Annotated in this window: 13 protein-coding genes; 8 read left to right on the top strand and 5 right to left on the bottom strand. The window is 40.6% G+C overall.

The genetic code is table 11. The features are described from left to right. On the top strand, window positions 1-296 hold a 296-nt coding region (locus WS42_RS12065), incomplete at its 5' end, for a hypothetical protein (protein WP_046451149.1). 10 nt (window positions 297-306) lie between these two features. Continuing rightward, entirely contained in the window at window positions 307-1,398 is a 1,092-nt protein-coding gene (locus WS42_RS15585; RefSeq protein ID WP_286728538.1) for a TlpA disulfide reductase family protein, read from the top strand. 71 nt (window positions 1,399-1,469) lie between these two features. Here the strand turns inward: WS42_RS15585 and WS42_RS12055 are convergent, their stop codons facing one another. From WS42_RS12055 to WS42_RS12035, 5 genes are all read right to left on the bottom strand, one after another. Next, a complete protein-coding gene (locus WS42_RS12055; protein ID WP_022160569.1) occupies window positions 1,470-4,088 on the bottom strand; it encodes a valine--tRNA ligase in 2,619 nt (872 codons plus the stop codon). A 178-nt stretch (window positions 4,089-4,266) separates the two neighbouring features. Further along, window positions 4,267-5,106 (bottom strand): zinc ribbon domain-containing protein, encoded by an 840-nt coding sequence (locus tag WS42_RS12050; RefSeq protein WP_046403811.1) that lies wholly within the window; start codon window positions 5,104-5,106, stop codon window positions 4,267-4,269. Window positions 5,107-5,160: 54 nt separating this feature from the next. Then, entirely contained in the window at window positions 5,161-6,273 is a 1,113-nt protein-coding gene (locus tag WS42_RS12045; protein ID WP_046451148.1) for a Nif3-like dinuclear metal center hexameric protein, read from the bottom strand. A gap of 27 nt (window positions 6,274-6,300) precedes the next feature. Then, window positions 6,301-6,636 carry a MerR family transcriptional regulator gene (locus WS42_RS12040; protein WP_013612086.1) on the bottom strand — a complete coding sequence of 112 codons (336 nt, stop codon included), beginning with the start codon at window positions 6,634-6,636 and terminating at the stop codon, window positions 6,301-6,303. Window positions 6,637-6,659: 23 nt separating this feature from the next. After that, window positions 6,660-7,631 (bottom strand): M23 family metallopeptidase, encoded by a 972-nt coding sequence (locus tag WS42_RS12035; protein WP_046451147.1) that lies wholly within the window; start codon window positions 7,629-7,631, stop codon window positions 6,660-6,662. Window positions 7,632-7,816: 185 nt separating this feature from the next. Between WS42_RS12035 and alaS the strand changes: the two genes are divergently transcribed. From alaS to WS42_RS12005, 6 genes are all read left to right on the top strand, one after another. After that, window positions 7,817-10,450 carry an alanine--tRNA ligase gene (gene alaS, locus WS42_RS12030; RefSeq protein ID WP_046403808.1) on the top strand — a complete coding sequence of 878 codons (2,634 nt, stop codon included), beginning with the start codon at window positions 7,817-7,819 and terminating at the stop codon, window positions 10,448-10,450. 105 nt (window positions 10,451-10,555) lie between these two features. Then, window positions 10,556-12,280, top strand: a complete 1,725-nt coding sequence (locus tag WS42_RS12025) for a tetratricopeptide repeat protein (protein ID WP_022160573.1) — start codon at window positions 10,556-10,558, stop codon at window positions 12,278-12,280. 178 nt (window positions 12,281-12,458) lie between these two features. Continuing rightward, window positions 12,459-13,796, top strand: coding sequence for a TlpA family protein disulfide reductase (locus tag WS42_RS12020; protein WP_013612082.1), 1,338 nt, complete (start codon window positions 12,459-12,461; stop codon window positions 13,794-13,796). Between the two features lie 119 nt (window positions 13,797-13,915). Next, a complete protein-coding gene (locus WS42_RS12015) occupies window positions 13,916-14,599 on the top strand; it encodes a hypothetical protein (RefSeq protein WP_046403806.1) in 684 nt (227 codons plus the stop codon). A 150-nt stretch (window positions 14,600-14,749) separates the two neighbouring features. Then, window positions 14,750-16,312 (top strand): sensor histidine kinase, encoded by a 1,563-nt coding sequence (locus WS42_RS12010; protein WP_229091401.1) that lies wholly within the window; start codon window positions 14,750-14,752, stop codon window positions 16,310-16,312. Between the two features lie 105 nt (window positions 16,313-16,417). Further along, window positions 16,418-17,107, top strand: coding sequence for a response regulator transcription factor (locus tag WS42_RS12005; RefSeq protein ID WP_013612079.1), 690 nt, complete (start codon window positions 16,418-16,420; stop codon window positions 17,105-17,107). Window positions 17,108-17,186 lie beyond the last annotated feature (79 nt).

Here is a 17,186-nt window from a genome sequence, read left to right as displayed (position 1 = left end):
ATATGGGGCATCCTGATACTCCAGCAAAGAAGGTGTTAGATTTTCCAGGAGAAAGTATAAAGGTTCTCAGATTTAATCCTTTTGTTGCTTGGGAAGCTTATGGAGATTGGGAACGAGCTCGAAATTACCAATTAGTTATAGGAACACATGCTCAAGGAGCTGCAGAAAATGAATGTGGTATTATGCGTTTGTATGATGTCCCGAATTTGATGGGTGATTTGGTTCAGAAGAAAGAATTTAAAAAATTAGGTAAAATTGTAGACATTGTTTACAAAGAAAGGAAAAAGATAAATTAAATATTTGTATATGAAAAAATCAGTAATATTAGTGGGGTTACTGCTTATGGGACTGCAGATGTTCGGGCAGTATAAAATTGAGGGACAGATAAAGAATCATGGAGGACGTATTTTATTGCTTGTACAAGATGCTATTGGCCAATATGATACTCTTGGTAATTCTATAACGGCAGATGGGAAATTTTGCTTTACCGGAAAGGTAGAGCAGCCTATTGCTGCAGAGATTCGAGCAGTGAATACATGTTTGTGTTTTCCTGTTTTTTTGGAGAATGGGAATTATGAGATAGATGCGGACGTTAAGCAGCCGAAAGCATATAAAGTTATCGGTGGTGGTAAAATGCAAGATCTCCGTAATGAGTTTAGAAAGAAAGAGTTTATGCTACAGCATGAATGTGATTCTTTGCGTAAAGAATATGAAAAGACCTATGGTAAAGACGATTATTTTGGTAAATTACAGATAAAAGGTTTGTTGTTGCAGTATGAAGATCTTTACGATAAAGCGGAAGATGAATTTTTGAAGGCAAATGATAATATTGTGAGTGCTAGTTTGCTGGCATGGCGGAAGGATCGTTTGATGGAGAAAAAGAATTTGTCAAAGAAATATGATTTGTTGGGTAAAAAGGCTAAAGCAACAATTCCAGGGTGTTATGTGAAACCTTATGCAGAAAAGATAGCTGCGCTTATTGTTGGTGGTATTGCTCCTGATTTGCAAATGAAGACACCGGATGGAAAACCTCTTTCTATTTATGGTGTGAAAGCTAAAGCGAAAATCATTGATTTTTGGGCTTCTTGGTGTGGACCATGTCGAGCTGAGAATCCAAATGTTAAAAAAGTTTATGAAAAATATAAATCTAAAGGCTTGGAGATTATAGGAGTTTCTTTAGATATAAAAGTTGATGCTTGGCGTAAAGCTATTGAAACAGATGGATTGCCTTGGTTGCATATGTCTGATTTGAAAGGTTGGAATAGTATTGTTACGGATGTTTATCAAATTCATGGTATTCCAATGTTGTTTGTATTGGATGAGAATAACCGAATTGTGGGTGAAGGTTTGAGAGGAGAAGAGTTGGAAAAATGTGTACAAAAGGTTTTGGCACAATAAGTTTGTCTAAATGAAGGGGCTATCCTAAAAGTCGGATAGCCCCTTTCGCTATAGTTTATTTCGGTAAAAAGTCACAATCCTTTTAACTGTGCTTCGATTGCGGCAATTTTAACCTCTGCATCGGCTTGTTTTTTACGTTCATTGGCCACTACCTGTTCGGGAGCACCGTTGACGAATTTTTCATTACTGAGTTTTTTCATCACTGAAGTCAGAAAACCACGGGTATAGTTTAATTCTTCTTCCAGTTTGGCTTTTACTTCGGCTGTGTTTACTTCACCTTGTGCCGGAATAAAATATTCGACGGTATCGGCGATAAAACTCCAGGCTCCTTTGACCGGTTCGTTAACCAATCCGATCTGACCGATATTGCCCATTTTACGGATGATACTATCGAAGGAAGCCGGATAACGTTCGTTCTTTTTTACCTTCAGCTCCAGGACATCTTTGAAAGCGATATTATTTTGTTTCCGGATATTTCTTATACCTACGATGATATTTTTTACCGCTTCAAAGCGTAACAGATAACTCTCGTCATAACTTGTCGCCTTCGGGAGTCGTGAAATCATGATACTTTCACCGTCTTGTCGTTCGCGTAAGGTTTGCCAGATCTCTTCTGTTATAAATGGCATAAACGGATGTAGTAATTGCAACAGTTGCTCGAAGATATTCAGCGTCTCCTCATACGTTTTCCGATCGATCGGTTGGCCGTACGCTGGTTTGATCATTTCCAGTAACCAGGATGAAAATTCGTCCCGGAAAGTGGTGTATACCGTCATCAGTGCTTCGGAGATCCGGTATTGGTCGAATTGGGTATTCAACGTTTCGTTTACTTTTCCCAACAGGTGTTTGAACCATTCCAATGCCAAACGGGAATGGGCCGGTTGGTCGATGGAGGCTACCTCCCAGGATTTTACCAGTTTGAAAGCATTCCACATCTTGGTAGTGAAATTACGGCCTTGTTCGGGTAGACTTTCATCGAACAGTAAATCACCTCCTGCCGGAGCACATAATAACATCCCTACCCGTACCCCATCTGCTCCGTATTTGTCGATCAAATCCAACGGATCAGGAGAATTTCCCAAGGATTTAGACATCTTACGGCCTAGTTTATCCCGTACGATACCGGTGAAATATACATTTTTGAACGGCATTTTCCCTTCGTATTCATAACCGGCCATGATCATACGAGCCACCCAGAAGAAAATGATGTCCGGGCCGGTCACCAGATCGTTCGTGGGATAGTAATAATTGATTTCCGGATTTCCGGGATGGTTGATTCCGTCGAATAAGGAAATAGGCCATAACCAGGAAGAAAACCAAGTGTCGAGACAATCTTCATCTTGTCGTAGATCTGCAATGGTCAGATTCGAATTATGACTTTTCTCCCGGGCTAAGCGTAAAGCTTCCTCTTCGTTATAAGCGACGACATACCCGCCTTCAGGCAGATACCAGGCCGGAATCCGGTGTCCCCACCAAAGTTGACGGCTGATACACCAGTCTTTGATGTTTTCCATCCAGTGTCTGTAAGTATTTTTGAACTTAGAAGGGAAGAAACGGATATCGTCGTTCATTACCGGCGATAAAGCGATCTCCGCCAGATGTTCCATTTTCAGGAACCATTGCATAGATAGTTTCGGCTCGATGGGCACATTGGTCCGTTCCGAAAAACCGACATTATTGGTGTAAGGTTCCACTTTCTCCAATAACCCTGCTGCTTGCAGATCTTTTTCTATCTGCTCCCGTACGTCGAAACGGTCCATGCCGACATAAATTCCGGCCTGCTTGCTGATCGTACCGTTGTCATTGAAAATATCGATAGAAGGCAAATGATATTTTTCACCTAACATATAGTCGTTGACGTCATGAGCTGGAGTTACTTTTAAACAGCCTGTACCGAATTCAATATCGACATATTCGTCTTCGATAACCGGTATCGTGCGCCCGACCAAAGGAACGATCACCTTTTTTCCCCGTAAATGCTGGTTTTTAGGGTCTTTGGGATTGATACACATAGCAGTGTCTCCCATGATGGTCTCCGGACGGGTGGTCGCTACTAGGGCATAACCGTCTTCTCCTTCTATTTTATAACGGAGATAGTATAATTTACTATGCTCTTCTTTGTAAACCACTTCCTCGTCGGAAAGAGCGGTCAGTGCTTTCGGATCCCAGTTGACCATACGTACTCCCCGGTAAATCAGTCCCTTGTTGTAAAGGTCGACAAAAACTTTCAGTACACTTTCACTTCGTTCTTCATCCATGGTAAAAGCAGTACGGTCCCAGTCACAGGAAGCTCCCAGGCGTTTTAATTGCTTGAGGATGATTCCGCCGTGTGTATGTGTCCAATCCCAGGCGTGTTTTAAAAATTCATCCCGGGTCAGATCGGTTTTTTTTATTCCTTCACTTTGAAGCTTACCTACTACTTTGGCTTCTGTGGCTATCGAAGCGTGGTCCGTGCCAGGCACCCAACAAGCATTTTTCCCTAACAGACGGGCCCGGCGTACCAAAGCATCCTGTATTGTATTGTTCAGCATGTGCCCCATGTGTAGAACTCCGGTGACGTTAGGAGGAGGGATGACGATGCAGTAAGGTTCTCTGCTGTTATCTACTTCCGAATGGAATAGTTTATGATCCATCCAGTACTTGTACCATTTCTCTTCGCTTGCTTTCGGATTGTAATTTGTAGCAATCATGCCTGAAATTTTAGATTTTAGATTTGAGTTCATAAAGTTCATAAATCCTATAAAGTTGATGAGAGGCCTTGACTTAATGTACTTGAAGTGACAAAGGAAAAACTTTATAAGTTTTAAGAACTGAATTCTCCTTTACCATTTGAAATGATAATAAAAAGGCTGCATTTGCAGCCTTTTCTTATTCTTCTGATTTTTTGATTCGTCTTCCTTTTTTCTTTTGAGCTTCCATCGCTGATTCGAGATCTGCTTTTTGCATGCTGCCGTCATAGTCACAGATATATTTGTCGATCAGGATTCGTCCGCAATACTCACACACGATGATTTTTTTCCGGGAGCGGATATCCAATTGCCGCTGTGGCGGAATTTTATTGAAACAACCTCCACAAGCATCCCGGTCGACGGTGACGACTGCCAGGCCGTTGCGGGCATTGTCACGGATCTTCCGGTAGGCTGTCAACAAACGCTCTTCGATATTCTGAGATAATTCCTCGGATTTTTGGGTCAATGCTTCTTCATCTTTGTGGGTTTCAGCGATGATGTCGTCCAGTTCCGCTTTCTTCGCTTCTAAATCTGCTTTCTTTTCTGTATATTGTTTGTTGGAAATTTCCAGATTTACCTCTTTTTCGGCTTTCAGTTTTTGAGCTTCCCGGATTCTTTTTTGCTGTAATTCGATTTCCAGTTTCTGAAATTCGACTTCTTTGGTCAGGGCATCGTATTCCCGATTGTTACGGACATTATCCAATTGCTCTGAATATTTTTTTATCAGCTCTTCCGACTTGGTGATTTCCTGTTTTTTGTTTGTTACACTTTTGTCAGCTTCACTGATTTCATTTTTCAGATTTTCAAGACGGGTTTCCAGACCGGCGATTTCGTCTTCCAAGTCCTGAACTTCAAGAGGCAATTCCCCTCTTAACGTCTTGATTTTATCGATCTCCGTATCAATGCGTTGTAGCTCATAAAGATGCTGCAATTTTTCTTCGACAGAAAGTTCTTGCAGTTTTTCGTTGTTTGTTGCCATATTTATAAAGTAACTCTAATTTATTTTTGAACCATCAGAGGAAGAAACACCCTATTATAAATAATGTATGGGATTTGTTTCGACCTTCGAAAACTGAATCGCAAAGTTAGATATTTTTTTTGTAACTAACTCATAAAAAATCTCTTTTGTGAACTGTTCGCTTTCATAATGCCCGATGTCTGTCAGGATCAACCGATTTTCTGCCTGGAAGAAATCGTGGTATTTGTAGTCTCCGGTGATATATATATCGGCTCCCTGAGCTATTGCGGCCGAAGTGAGGAAGGCTCCGGAACCGCCGCAGACGGCTACTTTCCGGATCTGAGATTTACAGATTGCAGTGTGACGGACGACTTTACAACGGAAAGTCTTTTTTACCTGTTGCAGGAAAGTCAGGCTATCGGCTGGCTCGGCGAGTTCGCCGATGATTCCGAAACCCGTTACAGGATTGGTATTATCCAGGTTAACGATGTTCCATACCGGTTCTTCATAAGGATGTACCTTCAGTAAAGTCTCTATGCTTTTGGAGAGGAGGTATTCAGGGACCGTAATTTCGGTTTTTATCTCTTCCTCCCGGTGAAGGGTCCCGATCACTCCGACATAGGGATGACTGCCTGCCTCGGCGTGAAAGGTGCCTTCTCCTTTCTGGTTGAATGAACAGTGACTGTAATTACCGATGTGGCCTCCGCCTACTCCTAATACGGCTTGTCTTACTTCTTCTGCCTTTGAAACAGGCGTGTAGAAGCACAGGCTGAATAATTTACCGCCCGGTTGCAGGATTTTCCGGTTTTGTAATCCCAGTTTGTCGGCCATTCTGCCGCTGACACCGTGTAATACGGCATCCAGATTGGTATGTGCGGAGTAGATATTGAGGTTGTGCCGAATGGCTTTGATGAGGCAACGTTTTACATAGCTGTCCGGACGCAGATTTTTTAATCCCTGTATCGTGAGCGGATGGTGGGAGATGAGCAGATCATGTCCTCCCTGTACGGCTTCGTTGATTACTTCTTCGGTAATATCCGTGCTTAACAGAACCGAATGTATTTCGGCTTCCGGATTGCCACAGATGAGTCCGGCATTATCGTAACTTTCCTGTAAACTCAAAGGAGCGAAGTTCTCTAAAATAGAGAGGATGTCTCTGACATATAGGGGCCGTTGCTGGTTTTGCATGTCTGTACTTGGGACCGTAAGTCCTGATTATTGTAATTGGTCTTTAATCTGAAGTAATTCTTCCTTGATTGCTTTCAGGCGTTTTACCACTTCGAAGTTGGTTTCGGTTTCCGCTTTGTTTTCCCGTAATTTCATCTGAGCACCTTTGAGTGTCATGCCTTTTTCTTTGACCAGATGATAGATCAGGTGAAAATTGTCGATATCTGCCTTGGTAAACTGGCGGTTGCCTTTTTTGTTTTTATGTGGTTTGATGACGTCGAATTCTTTTTCCCAAAAACGAATCAGTGAGGTATTCACTCCGAACATATCGGCGACTTCACCGATTGAGTAGTATACTTTTAATGGTTGTTTCTCCTGTTCCATAATCTGAGGTATAAAGTTGCCGCTTAGTCCATGGTTTGCCCGTTATTGTTTGCTTCTGTTACGAGTTTATCATATTCATCGGCTGTTAAATCGTTGAAATAATAGTTAATCGGATCGACAGGAATGCCGTTTTTCTTTACTTCATAATGAATATGAGGCCCGGTAGACATCCCTGTATTACCCATATATCCGATGATATCGCCACGTTTGACTTTTTGGCCTGACTTAACATTGTAAGCACTCAAATGAGCGTAAAGGGTTTGATAATTGAAGCCGTGGTCGATCAATACGCATTTCCCATAACCTTGATGCATTTCTGCATATACGACTTTCCCGTTTCCCGTTGCATAGATCGGCGTACCGACGGCTCCGGAAAAATCCATCCCGGCATGGAGTTTTACCGTTTTATAAATCGGGTGCATCCGATAGCCGTAGGAGGAAGAAAAACGGGTACTCGGATCTTTAAGTGATACGGGTAAAATGGCCGGTATCGATGCCAGCATTTCGATCTTATTTTTTGCCAATGTTTCTATTTCATCGTACGATTTACTTTGGATATAAAGCGCTTTCGATAATTCATCCAGTTTTTTGCTGGTATTGATGATCAATTCGGCATTGTCCATGTCTTTCAAGGACTCATACCGGTTTACTCCTCCCGAACCTGCCCGGCGGATAGAAGCGTCGATCGGTTCGGACTCGAATATCACCCGATAGATATTGTCATCCCGGGTTTCCAGATTTTTCAACACCTCGTCCATACGCTCCAATTCGTTGTTCAGAATATGATATTGAGCCAGTATTTCTTCTTTTTCTCTTTTCAGTGCCTTTTCTTTCGGAGAATCGACGATAGCGGAAACAATCAAAAAGATGACCAGGGCCAGGGATAAACTGGAAAAGAATTTTACGACCAGCGACCATAGTTTCTTTTTTACGGAGACATGTATTCTATCATAAGACAGTGTTTCGGGATTAAAACGATAACCTGTTTTCGCCATTTTTTATTATAAAATTGATAATTTTCGATGCAAAGTTAAAGAAATAATCTAATTTTGCAATTCTATTTTGCGTCGATACGGGAGAGACAGTCTTGGGCAGGTTCAGGACGTGGAAACACAATCCCGTTTTTGAATTGTACTTCTGAGTACAAAAAAGATAGTTACAACTTGTTCATTAAAAAGATATGAAATCAGCAGAGATCAGACAAAAGTTTCTGGATTTTTTTGAAAGTAAGGGACATACCATCGTCCCTTCGGCACCCATGGTGATTAAGGACGATCCTACATTGATGTTTACAAACGCAGGAATGAATCAGTTCAAAGATATTATTCTTGGGAATATCAATCCCAAACACCGGCGTGTTGCGGACTCGCAGAAATGTCTCCGGGTTTCCGGAAAACACAACGATCTGGAAGAGGTAGGACACGATACATACCATCATACGATGTTCGAGATGCTGGGGAACTGGTCGTTCGGTGATTATTTCAAAGAAGATGCGATTGCTTTTGCCTGGGAATTCCTGACCGGAGTTATGGGACTGGATAAAAACCGGTTGTACGCTACTGTCTTTGAAGGAAGCAAAGAGGACGGACTGGAAGGAGATGCAGAAGCCCGTAAAATTTGGATGAATTATTTGTCCGAGGATCGAATACTCTTCGGCAATAAAAAAGATAATTTTTGGGAAATGGGGGATATGGGACCTTGCGGGCCTTGTTCTGAAATCCATATCGACCTCCGGCCCGAGGAGGAGAGAAAATTGAAATCCGGTCGTGAACTGGTGAATCAGGATAATCCACTGGTGATCGAAATCTGGAATCTTGTATTTATGCAATACAACCGGAAAGCGGACGGAAGTCTGGAAAATTTACCCAATCATCACGTGGATACAGGAATGGGATTCGAACGGCTTTGTATGGCTGTGCAAGGAAAAACTTCTAATTATGATACGGATGTTTTTACTCCAATCATCGATGAAATATCCCGGCTTAGCGGTTTGAAGTATGGGGTGTCTCACGATGCCGATGTGGCTATGCGGGTGATAGCAGACCATTTGCGTACTATTTCTTTCTCTATTACAGACGGGCAATTGCCTTCGAATGTGAAAGCAGGTTATGTGATCCGCCGGATCTTGCGGAGAGCGGTGAGATATGCTTATACTTACCTGGATCAGAAGGAAGCTTTCATGTACCGGTTGGTGCCTGTTTTGATAGAAGTGATGGGAAAACATTATCCGGAATTGGTCGCTCAGCAAGAATTGATTGAAAAAGTGATACGGGAAGAAGAAAATGCCTTCCTGAGGACATTGGATAAAGGTATCAAATTGCTGGATCGGATTATCGAGAAAACTAAAGCAGAAGATTTTCTGACGATTCCCGGTAATGTTGCTTTTGAATTATACGATACTTATGGATTCCCACTCGATTTGACCGAATTGATCTTGCGGGAGAAAGGGTTGGTGGTTAACCGCCGGGAATTCAAAGCTGAAATGGAAGCTCAAAAAGAGCGTTCCCGTTCAGCATCTTCTGTAGATACGGACGATTGGATCGAATTGATCGACGACGATGTTCAGGAGTTCGTAGGATATGATTATACCGAGGTGGAGGTAAAAATCACCCGTTATCGGAAAGTAGTTACCAAGAACAAGACCTTCTATCACCTGGTATTCAATATTACTCCTTTCTATGGAGAGGGAGGAGGACAGGTAGGTGATAGCGGAGTACTGATCGGAGAGAAAGAGACTATCCGGATTATCGATACTAAGAAAGAAAATGGACTGACCATTCATTTGGCGGAGAAGATGCCGGAGGATGTAACCCAGACTTTCGTCGCAAAAGTGGATGAACATAAGCGGGTGCTGACCGCTAATAATCACTCGGCTACCCACCTGCTGGATTATGCTTTGCGGAAAGTGTTAGGAAAGCATGTCGAACAGAAAGGTTCTTATGTGAGTGACGAGCATTTACGGTTCGATTTTTCACATTTCCAGAAAGTAACCGATGAAGAACTGGCCGAGGTTGCAGCCATTGTAAACCGGTTGATCCGTATGAATATTCCTTTGGAAGAACATCGCAGTGTCCCTATGGCTAAGGCACAAGCTATGGGAGCTTTAGCGATTTTCGGGGAAAAATATGGCGATCTGGTCCGGGTGATCAAGTATGGGGAATCTGTCGAACTGTGTGGAGGTACACACGTTCCGGCTACCGGACAAATTGGTTTTTTCAAGATTCTGTCTGAGAGTTCGGTTTCTGCCGGTGTGCGTCGTATTGAAGCGATCACAGCCGATAAAGCGGAAGAGTACATCAATAATTCCTTTGCTATCATCCGGGAAATGGAAAAGATGTTCAAATCCAATAAAAATCTGATGGAATGTGTAAAGAATGTTTTGGAAGAGAATGAAGGATTAAAAAAAGAAACCGAAAAATTTGCTAAAGAAAGCTTGCGTTTGTTGAAAGAACGGTTGAAAAACGAGAAAAAGGTATACCGGGATATCAACCTGATCATAACGAATTTGTCTATCCCTGCAGCTCAGGTGAAAGACATCGCTTTTCAACTGAAAGGGGAATATGAAAAAGTGATTTTCATTGCGGGAGGTGTAAATGCCGGGAAGCCTCACCTGACCGTGATGATCAGTAATAGTATAGCGGAAGACTACGGGTTGAATGCCGGTCAGATCGTGCGTGAAGCTGCTCAGGAAATAAAAGGTGGCGGAGGCGGACAACCTTTCTTTGCAACTGCGGGAGGGGCCTATCCGGAAGGAATAGAAAAAGCCATCGAAAAAGCAGAAAAGTTAGTGATGCATAAAATTAATGTAGATTAGTTTCAATATTTTTCCAGATAAGTGAATGTTTTAATATTTTTTTATACATTTGCTTTGCTTATTGAGCAACCAATTTGAATATTAAGAATAAATTTGAAAGTGATTATGAAAAGAACATTGAAAACTGTTGCTACCGTTGCGTTAGCCGGGTTTGTTGTTGCTTCTTGTTCATCTCTGAATAAGATGAAAAGATTAGAAAAGAACATTGCTTATAAGGTAACTCCTGAAATGCTGGAAGCTAAAGGTGGCCAAGTAGACCTTAAAATCGATGCTACTATTCCTGCTAAATATTTTAACAAGAAAGTAACTTTGGTTGCTACTCCGGTTTTAAAATTCCAAAATGGTGGGGAAAAAGCTTATGATCCTAAAACTTTCCAGGGAGAAAAAGTGCAGGGAAACAACGAGGTTGTACCTTATGCTACCGAAAAGACTGTCAATTATAGTGGAACCGTTCCTTTTGAAGAAGGAATGAGAGTTTCCGGCTTGTATGTGAAATTTCAGGGATCTAAAGGTAAAAAATCTGCTGATTATGAATCCCGTAAAATTGCTGATGGTGTGATTGCTACCGCTACTATGGTGAATAATGCTCCGGCTATCGCTATCGGTGCGGATCAGTTCGAAAGAATCACCAAGGAAGAACAGGAAGCTGCTATCTATTACTTGATCAATTCTGCTCAGATCCGTACCAAAGAAATGAGTTCAAAAGAAATCAAGGCAATGGAAAAATTCATCAAAGATGCGAAAGCTGCAGAAGATATGGAATTGAAAAATATCCAGATTCAGTCTTATGCTTCTCCTGATGGTCCGATGTCTTTTAACGAGAATTTGGCTAACAACCGGGAAGGTGCTGCTGACAAGTTCGTTAAAAACAACATGAAGAAAAATAAAGTAGAAGAATACAAAGACTTGGATTTCTTCAAAAAATATGTTGTGGCTGAAGACTGGGAAGGTTTCAAAAAAGCGATGGAAGAATCTAATATCCGCGACAAAGAATTAATCTTGCGTGTACTGGCTATGTATTCAGATCCTGAAGTAAGAGAAAGAGAAATCAAAAATATTTCTTCTGCTTATTCTGTAGTGGCTGAACAAATCCTGCCGAAACTGAGACGTTCTAAATTTGTTGTAAATGCAGAACGTATCGGTAAATCGGATGAAGAAATCCGTAACCTGGCAAAATCTAATCCTTCTGCTCTGAATGTTGAAGAATTATTGTATGCAGCTACGCTGTTCGATAATAATGGAGATAAATTAGCTATCTACGAAGCTGCTATGAGACAATTCCCGAACGACTGGAGAGGTTTTAACGACGCAGGTATGATTCTGTTCGAAACGGGTAAAGTTGCTCAGGCTAAAGCTGACTTCGAAAAAGCGAATGCTTTGTCTGCAAACAATAAAACGATTAAGAACAACTTAGGTGCTGTTGAATTGATCAACGGTAACGTAAAAGAAGCTGAAGTATTGTTCGGTGCTGCTACCGGTGCTGGCAACGAAGTAAACTACAACAAAGGTATTGTGGCTATCATGAAAGGTGACTATAAAGCTGCTGTAGACTATTTTGGAAAATGCAATTGTGTCAATGCTGCTTTAGCTAATATCCTGGCAGGTAACAATAACGAAGCTGCTAAAAAACTGAATGAAGGTAAAGATGATTCTGCTTTGGCTTCTTACCTGAAAGCTGTTATCGCTGCCCGTAACAACGATAATAGTGCAGTGCTTTCTAACTTGAAAACTGCTTGTAGCAAAGATGCTTCTATGAAGAAATTAGCTGCTACTGATATGGAATTCGCTAAATTGTTTGACAATGCTGATTTCCAGGCTATTGTAAAATAAGTTGAATGCCATAGTTCAATATAAAGCTGCGGATTTTATTTCCGCAGCTTTTTTTATTTTCTTATTCAGAACAATCTTTTCTTTTAGCCTTTCTTTAACATATTTTTCCCGATTGTTGTTTTATATTTGCTAATCAGAGTAATATGGCTTATTATGGCTGATAATTAGCTGGAAAATAATGAAAGAAATAATTGTTTTAATATTGGTGCTGGTTTCTTTGTTTTCATGTTCGAAAAGTGACGTTGTACAAGTCAGTGGACGGATTGAAAACGGAGATTCTATTGTCAGTATTTTGGTAGACGACAGCATTTATACTTTGTCCTTGGATCAGCAAGGTTTTTTTTCAGGTAAGATCGATATGGTAAAAGGTGGATATGCCACGATGTTACATAATGCCCTGAATCTTTATCTGAGTCCGGGAGAGGATCTGGAAATCTATGTGAATGCAAAAAATTTCTCGGGGTCTTTGTATTTTCGGGGGAGTTTGGGTGGGATCAATAGCTACCTGAAAGAACAGGAGATTGCAGTCTTTTTCGATAAAGACTATTATGCGCTGAACGAAGAAGAGTTCGTACAGAAGATGAGGGCACTTATCGACGAAAAGGTGAAATTGCTGGAAGCGAAAAATTTTGACGATTCTTTTACAGAATTGGAAAAACAACGAATCGGATATTCCATTGCTGTAAGAGCGTCGTTGTATCCCTCTTTCCGGAGGAATATGTATCCGGACGAAGACTATCGTCCGGGGAGTGTTTTTTCCGATTTCTTATCTTCTTTCTCGATTAATAATGAAAGACTGATCGGAGCAAAAGATTACCGTGATTTCTTGCTGAATTATGTTTATATACAAGGAAGTCGCGGTGCTCAGGGATGGGAGAATTATTCCGACGGGATTGCCGATTATATTCTGGCTACCGTAAATAGTCCGACGATTAAGAGTTTTTTACTGACTCAGCTCGTTTATAATTATATCTGTGAAAATAACGGAATTGAGGGAGCTGATTATTTGTTGTCCGTTTTCCATCAGGAATGTACGGATCCGAATAAAATCGCTTATATCGACGGTATGGTAGAATTGTGGGAAAAGATTCTACCGGGACACGATGCTCCTGATTTTGCCCTTCGGGATACCGAGGGGAAAACAGTGACTTTAGAAGCTTTCCGGGGATCCTATTTGTATATCATGGTATGGGCGACTTGGTGTGTACCTTGTAAAAGTGAGTTGCCTTATTTGAATTTATTACAAAAGAAATATGCCGGTAAAAATATTCAATTTTTGACTGTCGCGGTGGGAAGAAACGCTGACGAGCAGAATACCTGGCTAAATTTTCTGCATCAGAATCCCTATGCTGGAAATCATACCTTTAGTGGGGCTGCAGATAAATTTGCAGAAGATTATATGATTATCAGTGTGCCGAGATTTATCCTGATCGGGCCTGATGGGAAAATTTTAAATTCGAATGCGCCCAGACCTTCGGGACAGATTTTGCAATTATTTGAAACATTGGAGCTTTAAGGGTACACGCTTTTTAACTTTTGTAACCGAAACAAATTCTTAAATTTTCTTGGTTCATTTGGTTTTTTTATATCTTTGTAGAAAATTGCGCTATAAAATTTACAAAGTGATATAAGAAAATGAAAAGGATTTGTTTATTTTTAATTGCTTTTACGCTTTTATTAGCCGGATGTAATTCTAATAAGGTAAAAGTCAGAGGAAAAGTTATTGGTTTACAGGGTACTGTAAAATTGTTGGCAGAGATGCCGGGACAACAAGGATTGGTGATCTTAGCCCAGCAAGATGTTACGGACGGTAATATCGATCTCGAAACAGAGGCATTGCAAATACCAGCTAGAGTATGGGTGGATGTGGCAGGAAAAAATACATTAGAATTTATTCTCGATAGTAAAGATCAGATATGGATTCAGGGAAAAATTAAATTCCCTGATCAAATTGAAGTGAAAGGTTCGGGCTTGGATATGGAATATGCGAAGTTGAAAAAAATGTTCAAGGAGAAATATGAAGGACCGATCGAACCGATCGACAAAGCAATCAAAAAGATCATGGAAAAACCCAAAAGATCGAAAGAAGAAGAAGTATTGTTGGGAGTTCATCAGTTGCAAAGACAACGTTATATCCGCGCTCGTGCTAAATATGTCAAGAACCTGATCGAAGTTAACCCGACGATGGAATTGTCTCTTTTCTTATTACAAGACGAACTGAAAGATAGTCTCGATTTACAGAGAGAGCTGTTCAAGAAATTGGAGATTGCCAATAAGGAAAGTAATGTTTATAAGACTACTGCAGAAAAATTGCAATAAAAGTAAAGCCATGTAAATGGTTTTGTTTTCCCGTTTTTATTACTTAGTTGTTTTTAGGGGTACCTGTCCGGTACCCCCTTTTATTTTCATATCATACAGATTTTGATTATTTTGTAATAAATACTATTTTTACGGAGATATTCCTGGAGTATGATAAAGAAGACAATTATTAAAATTCTTTTGGTTGTGATGATGGCTGCATTTACGGCAGTAGTCGTTGTGCAATGGCTGTGGATAAAATATGCTATCCGGGAACGGGAAACGAAATTTACTTCGCAGGTATACGATGTATTGAACCGGGTGGTCAACCGGATCGATGAATTCAATTACCTGAGATACAAACAAGAAATGAATGAACAGATCGGGGAGATTAAAAACTACAATGACCTGATCGCTTCCCAGCAAGGGGGAACCTCCTCTGAATGGTATTCCAACAATTTGTTTAATATTCTGAATAACGATATCAATCGGTTGAAAGGAGAGCGTTCCTATTTGTTTTCGGTTGTCCCGTATGCCCGTTCCGGAATCGGGAAGAAAATGGATCAGGAATTTATCGAGCAAACGATCCGGTCGATGGAGTTACCTCAGCGGGATAGTACGGCGCGGGCTGCCAGACTGGCACAATTCAGTCAGCAGATGCAAGAATTTCTGATACGTTTGCTTCATGAAAAAGATCCGGAAAATGTATCTGCCGAACAACGTCTGGCTCATATTGATATCGATAATTTATTATTGTATGGTTTCCGGACTTATAATATTCATTTGCCTTTCACTTATGAGATTATGACTAAACAGGGACTGCTGAACAGGGTAAAAGGTGGGGCTCCTAAGAATTTTTATTATGTGGAACTGTTTCAACAGGATTTAGTCAAAAAAGGATATTATCTGGGGGTGAGCTTTGAGTCGGTGCAGCCGGTCTTACTGGAAAATATGGGGTGGCTGTTTTTAGCTTCCGGATTCTGTATTTTCGGGTTGATGTTCGTATTTATTATTACGATCGTTATCATTATGCGTCAACAGAAATTATCGGTCATCAAGAACGATTTTATCAATAATATGACGCACGAATTCAAGACCCCGATAGCGACGATATCTCTGGCTACTTCTGCTATTATGAAAGATAAGGTATTGAACGACCGGGAACAGATCCTGAAATTCAATACCATGATTAAGAGTGAAAATGACCGGATGAATAAGTACGTCGAGCGGATCTTGCAACAAGCGAAGTTGGATCGGAGAGAATTGCAAATAAATAAGACTGAGGTAGATATCAATGAAATGGTCAGAGAAGCAGCTGAACATTTTATGCTCATTGTCCAAAATGCCGGCGGAACTTTGGAGTGCAAGTTTGAAGCCGATCATTTCATCCGTTCGGTAGATGAAGTTCATATGATGAATGCTGTATGCAATCTGATCGATAATGCCATTAAATATTCGGGCGGAAAACCGGATATATTGGTATATACACAAGAAAAGACCGGAGCTTATCTGATCGGAGTGCAAGATCATGGTATCGGCATATCGAAAGAAGCCCAGAAGAAAGTATTCAAACGTTTTTACCGTGTCCCGAGTGGAAATTTACATAACGTGAAAGGATTCGGATTGGGGCTGAGTTATGTGAAGTCTATCGTAGAGTTGCACGGTGGAAGCGTGAAATTGACTTCCAGGAAAAATAAAGGAACTTTGGTAGAGATAGAATTTAAAAAAGAATAAAATAATTTAGATTTCAGATTTATGATTTACGAAAAGAGCTTTGAAAAGCCTTGCATTAAAAGTTGAAATCGTAAATTGTAAATCGTAAGTCAAAAATCAAAAAGTATGGCACAGAAAATATTGTTAGTGGAAGATGACCCCTGTTTTGGTTCGGTATTGAAATCTTATTTGGAATTATCCGATTATGAAGTTACTTTATGTGTGAATGGTAACGATGGTTTGGAGGCTTTCCGGAAAGATAAGTTCGACATCTGTTTACTGGATGTTATGATGCCTGAAATGGACGGTTTTACCTTAGGTAAAAAAATTCGTGAGATCGATGGAAATGTGCCCTTTGTTTATATCACGGCTAAAAGTATGAAAGAAGATATGAAACAAGGTTATGAGATCGGGGCGGATGATTATATTGTAAAGCCTTTTGATTCTGAAGTACTGATTTTGAAGATTAAAGCGATCCTTAGCCGTAGTAAACACGAAGAAGCCGAGCCTAAACCGAAATTTATCACTATCGGTGAATATGTGTTCAATACCGAATTGCGGACGATCACAAAAAATGAGGAACAAATCAAATTGACCCCGAAAGAGGCTCGTCTGCTGGAATTGCTGTATAATTATAAAGATGGCTTGTTACCCCGTGAGAAAGCATTGACCGAGATATGGGGGACCAATGATTATTTTACAGCCAGAAGTATGGATGTTTATGTGACTAAATTGAGGAAATATTTTAAAGATGATCAGAATATAAAGATAGAGAACGTTCACGGCTCCGGTTTCCGGTTGGTGATTGAAGAGTAAAAGGGGCTGTCCAAAAAGTCGGATAGCCCCTTTTGCTATTGTTTATTTCGGTAAAAAGAATTATCTTACCGTTGCAAAA

Source organism: Odoribacter sp. N54.MGS-14, assembly GCF_000980295.1.
In the GTDB taxonomy this organism is placed as follows: domain Bacteria; phylum Bacteroidota; class Bacteroidia; order Bacteroidales; family Marinifilaceae; genus Odoribacter; species Odoribacter splanchnicus.
This window is presented reverse-complemented; position numbering and strand designations above follow the sequence as displayed.

Coding starts and splice junctions, on each gene's coding strand:
- WS42_RS15585 (WP_286728538.1), top strand. CDS start 307: ATGAAAAAATCAGTAATATTAGTGGGGTTACTGCTTATGGGACTGCAG.
- WS42_RS12055 (WP_022160569.1), bottom strand. CDS start 4,088: ATGATTGCTACAAATTACAATCCGAAAGCAAGCGAAGAGAAATGGTAC.
- WS42_RS12050 (WP_046403811.1), bottom strand. CDS start 5,106: ATGGCAACAAACAACGAAAAACTGCAAGAACTTTCTGTCGAAGAAAAA.
- WS42_RS12045 (WP_046451148.1), bottom strand. CDS start 6,273: ATGCAAAACCAGCAACGGCCCCTATATGTCAGAGACATCCTCTCTATT.
- WS42_RS12040 (WP_013612086.1), bottom strand. CDS start 6,636: ATGGAACAGGAGAAACAACCATTAAAAGTATACTACTCAATCGGTGAA.
- WS42_RS12035 (WP_046451147.1), bottom strand. CDS start 7,631: ATGGCGAAAACAGGTTATCGTTTTAATCCCGAAACACTGTCTTATGAT.
- alaS (WP_046403808.1), top strand. CDS start 7,817: ATGAAATCAGCAGAGATCAGACAAAAGTTTCTGGATTTTTTTGAAAGT.
- WS42_RS12025 (WP_022160573.1), top strand. CDS start 10,556: ATGAAAAGAACATTGAAAACTGTTGCTACCGTTGCGTTAGCCGGGTTT.
- WS42_RS12020 (WP_013612082.1), top strand. CDS start 12,459: ATGAAAGAAATAATTGTTTTAATATTGGTGCTGGTTTCTTTGTTTTCA.
- WS42_RS12015 (WP_046403806.1), top strand. CDS start 13,916: ATGAAAAGGATTTGTTTATTTTTAATTGCTTTTACGCTTTTATTAGCC.
- WS42_RS12010 (WP_229091401.1), top strand. CDS start 14,750: ATGATAAAGAAGACAATTATTAAAATTCTTTTGGTTGTGATGATGGCT.
- WS42_RS12005 (WP_013612079.1), top strand. CDS start 16,418: ATGGCACAGAAAATATTGTTAGTGGAAGATGACCCCTGTTTTGGTTCG.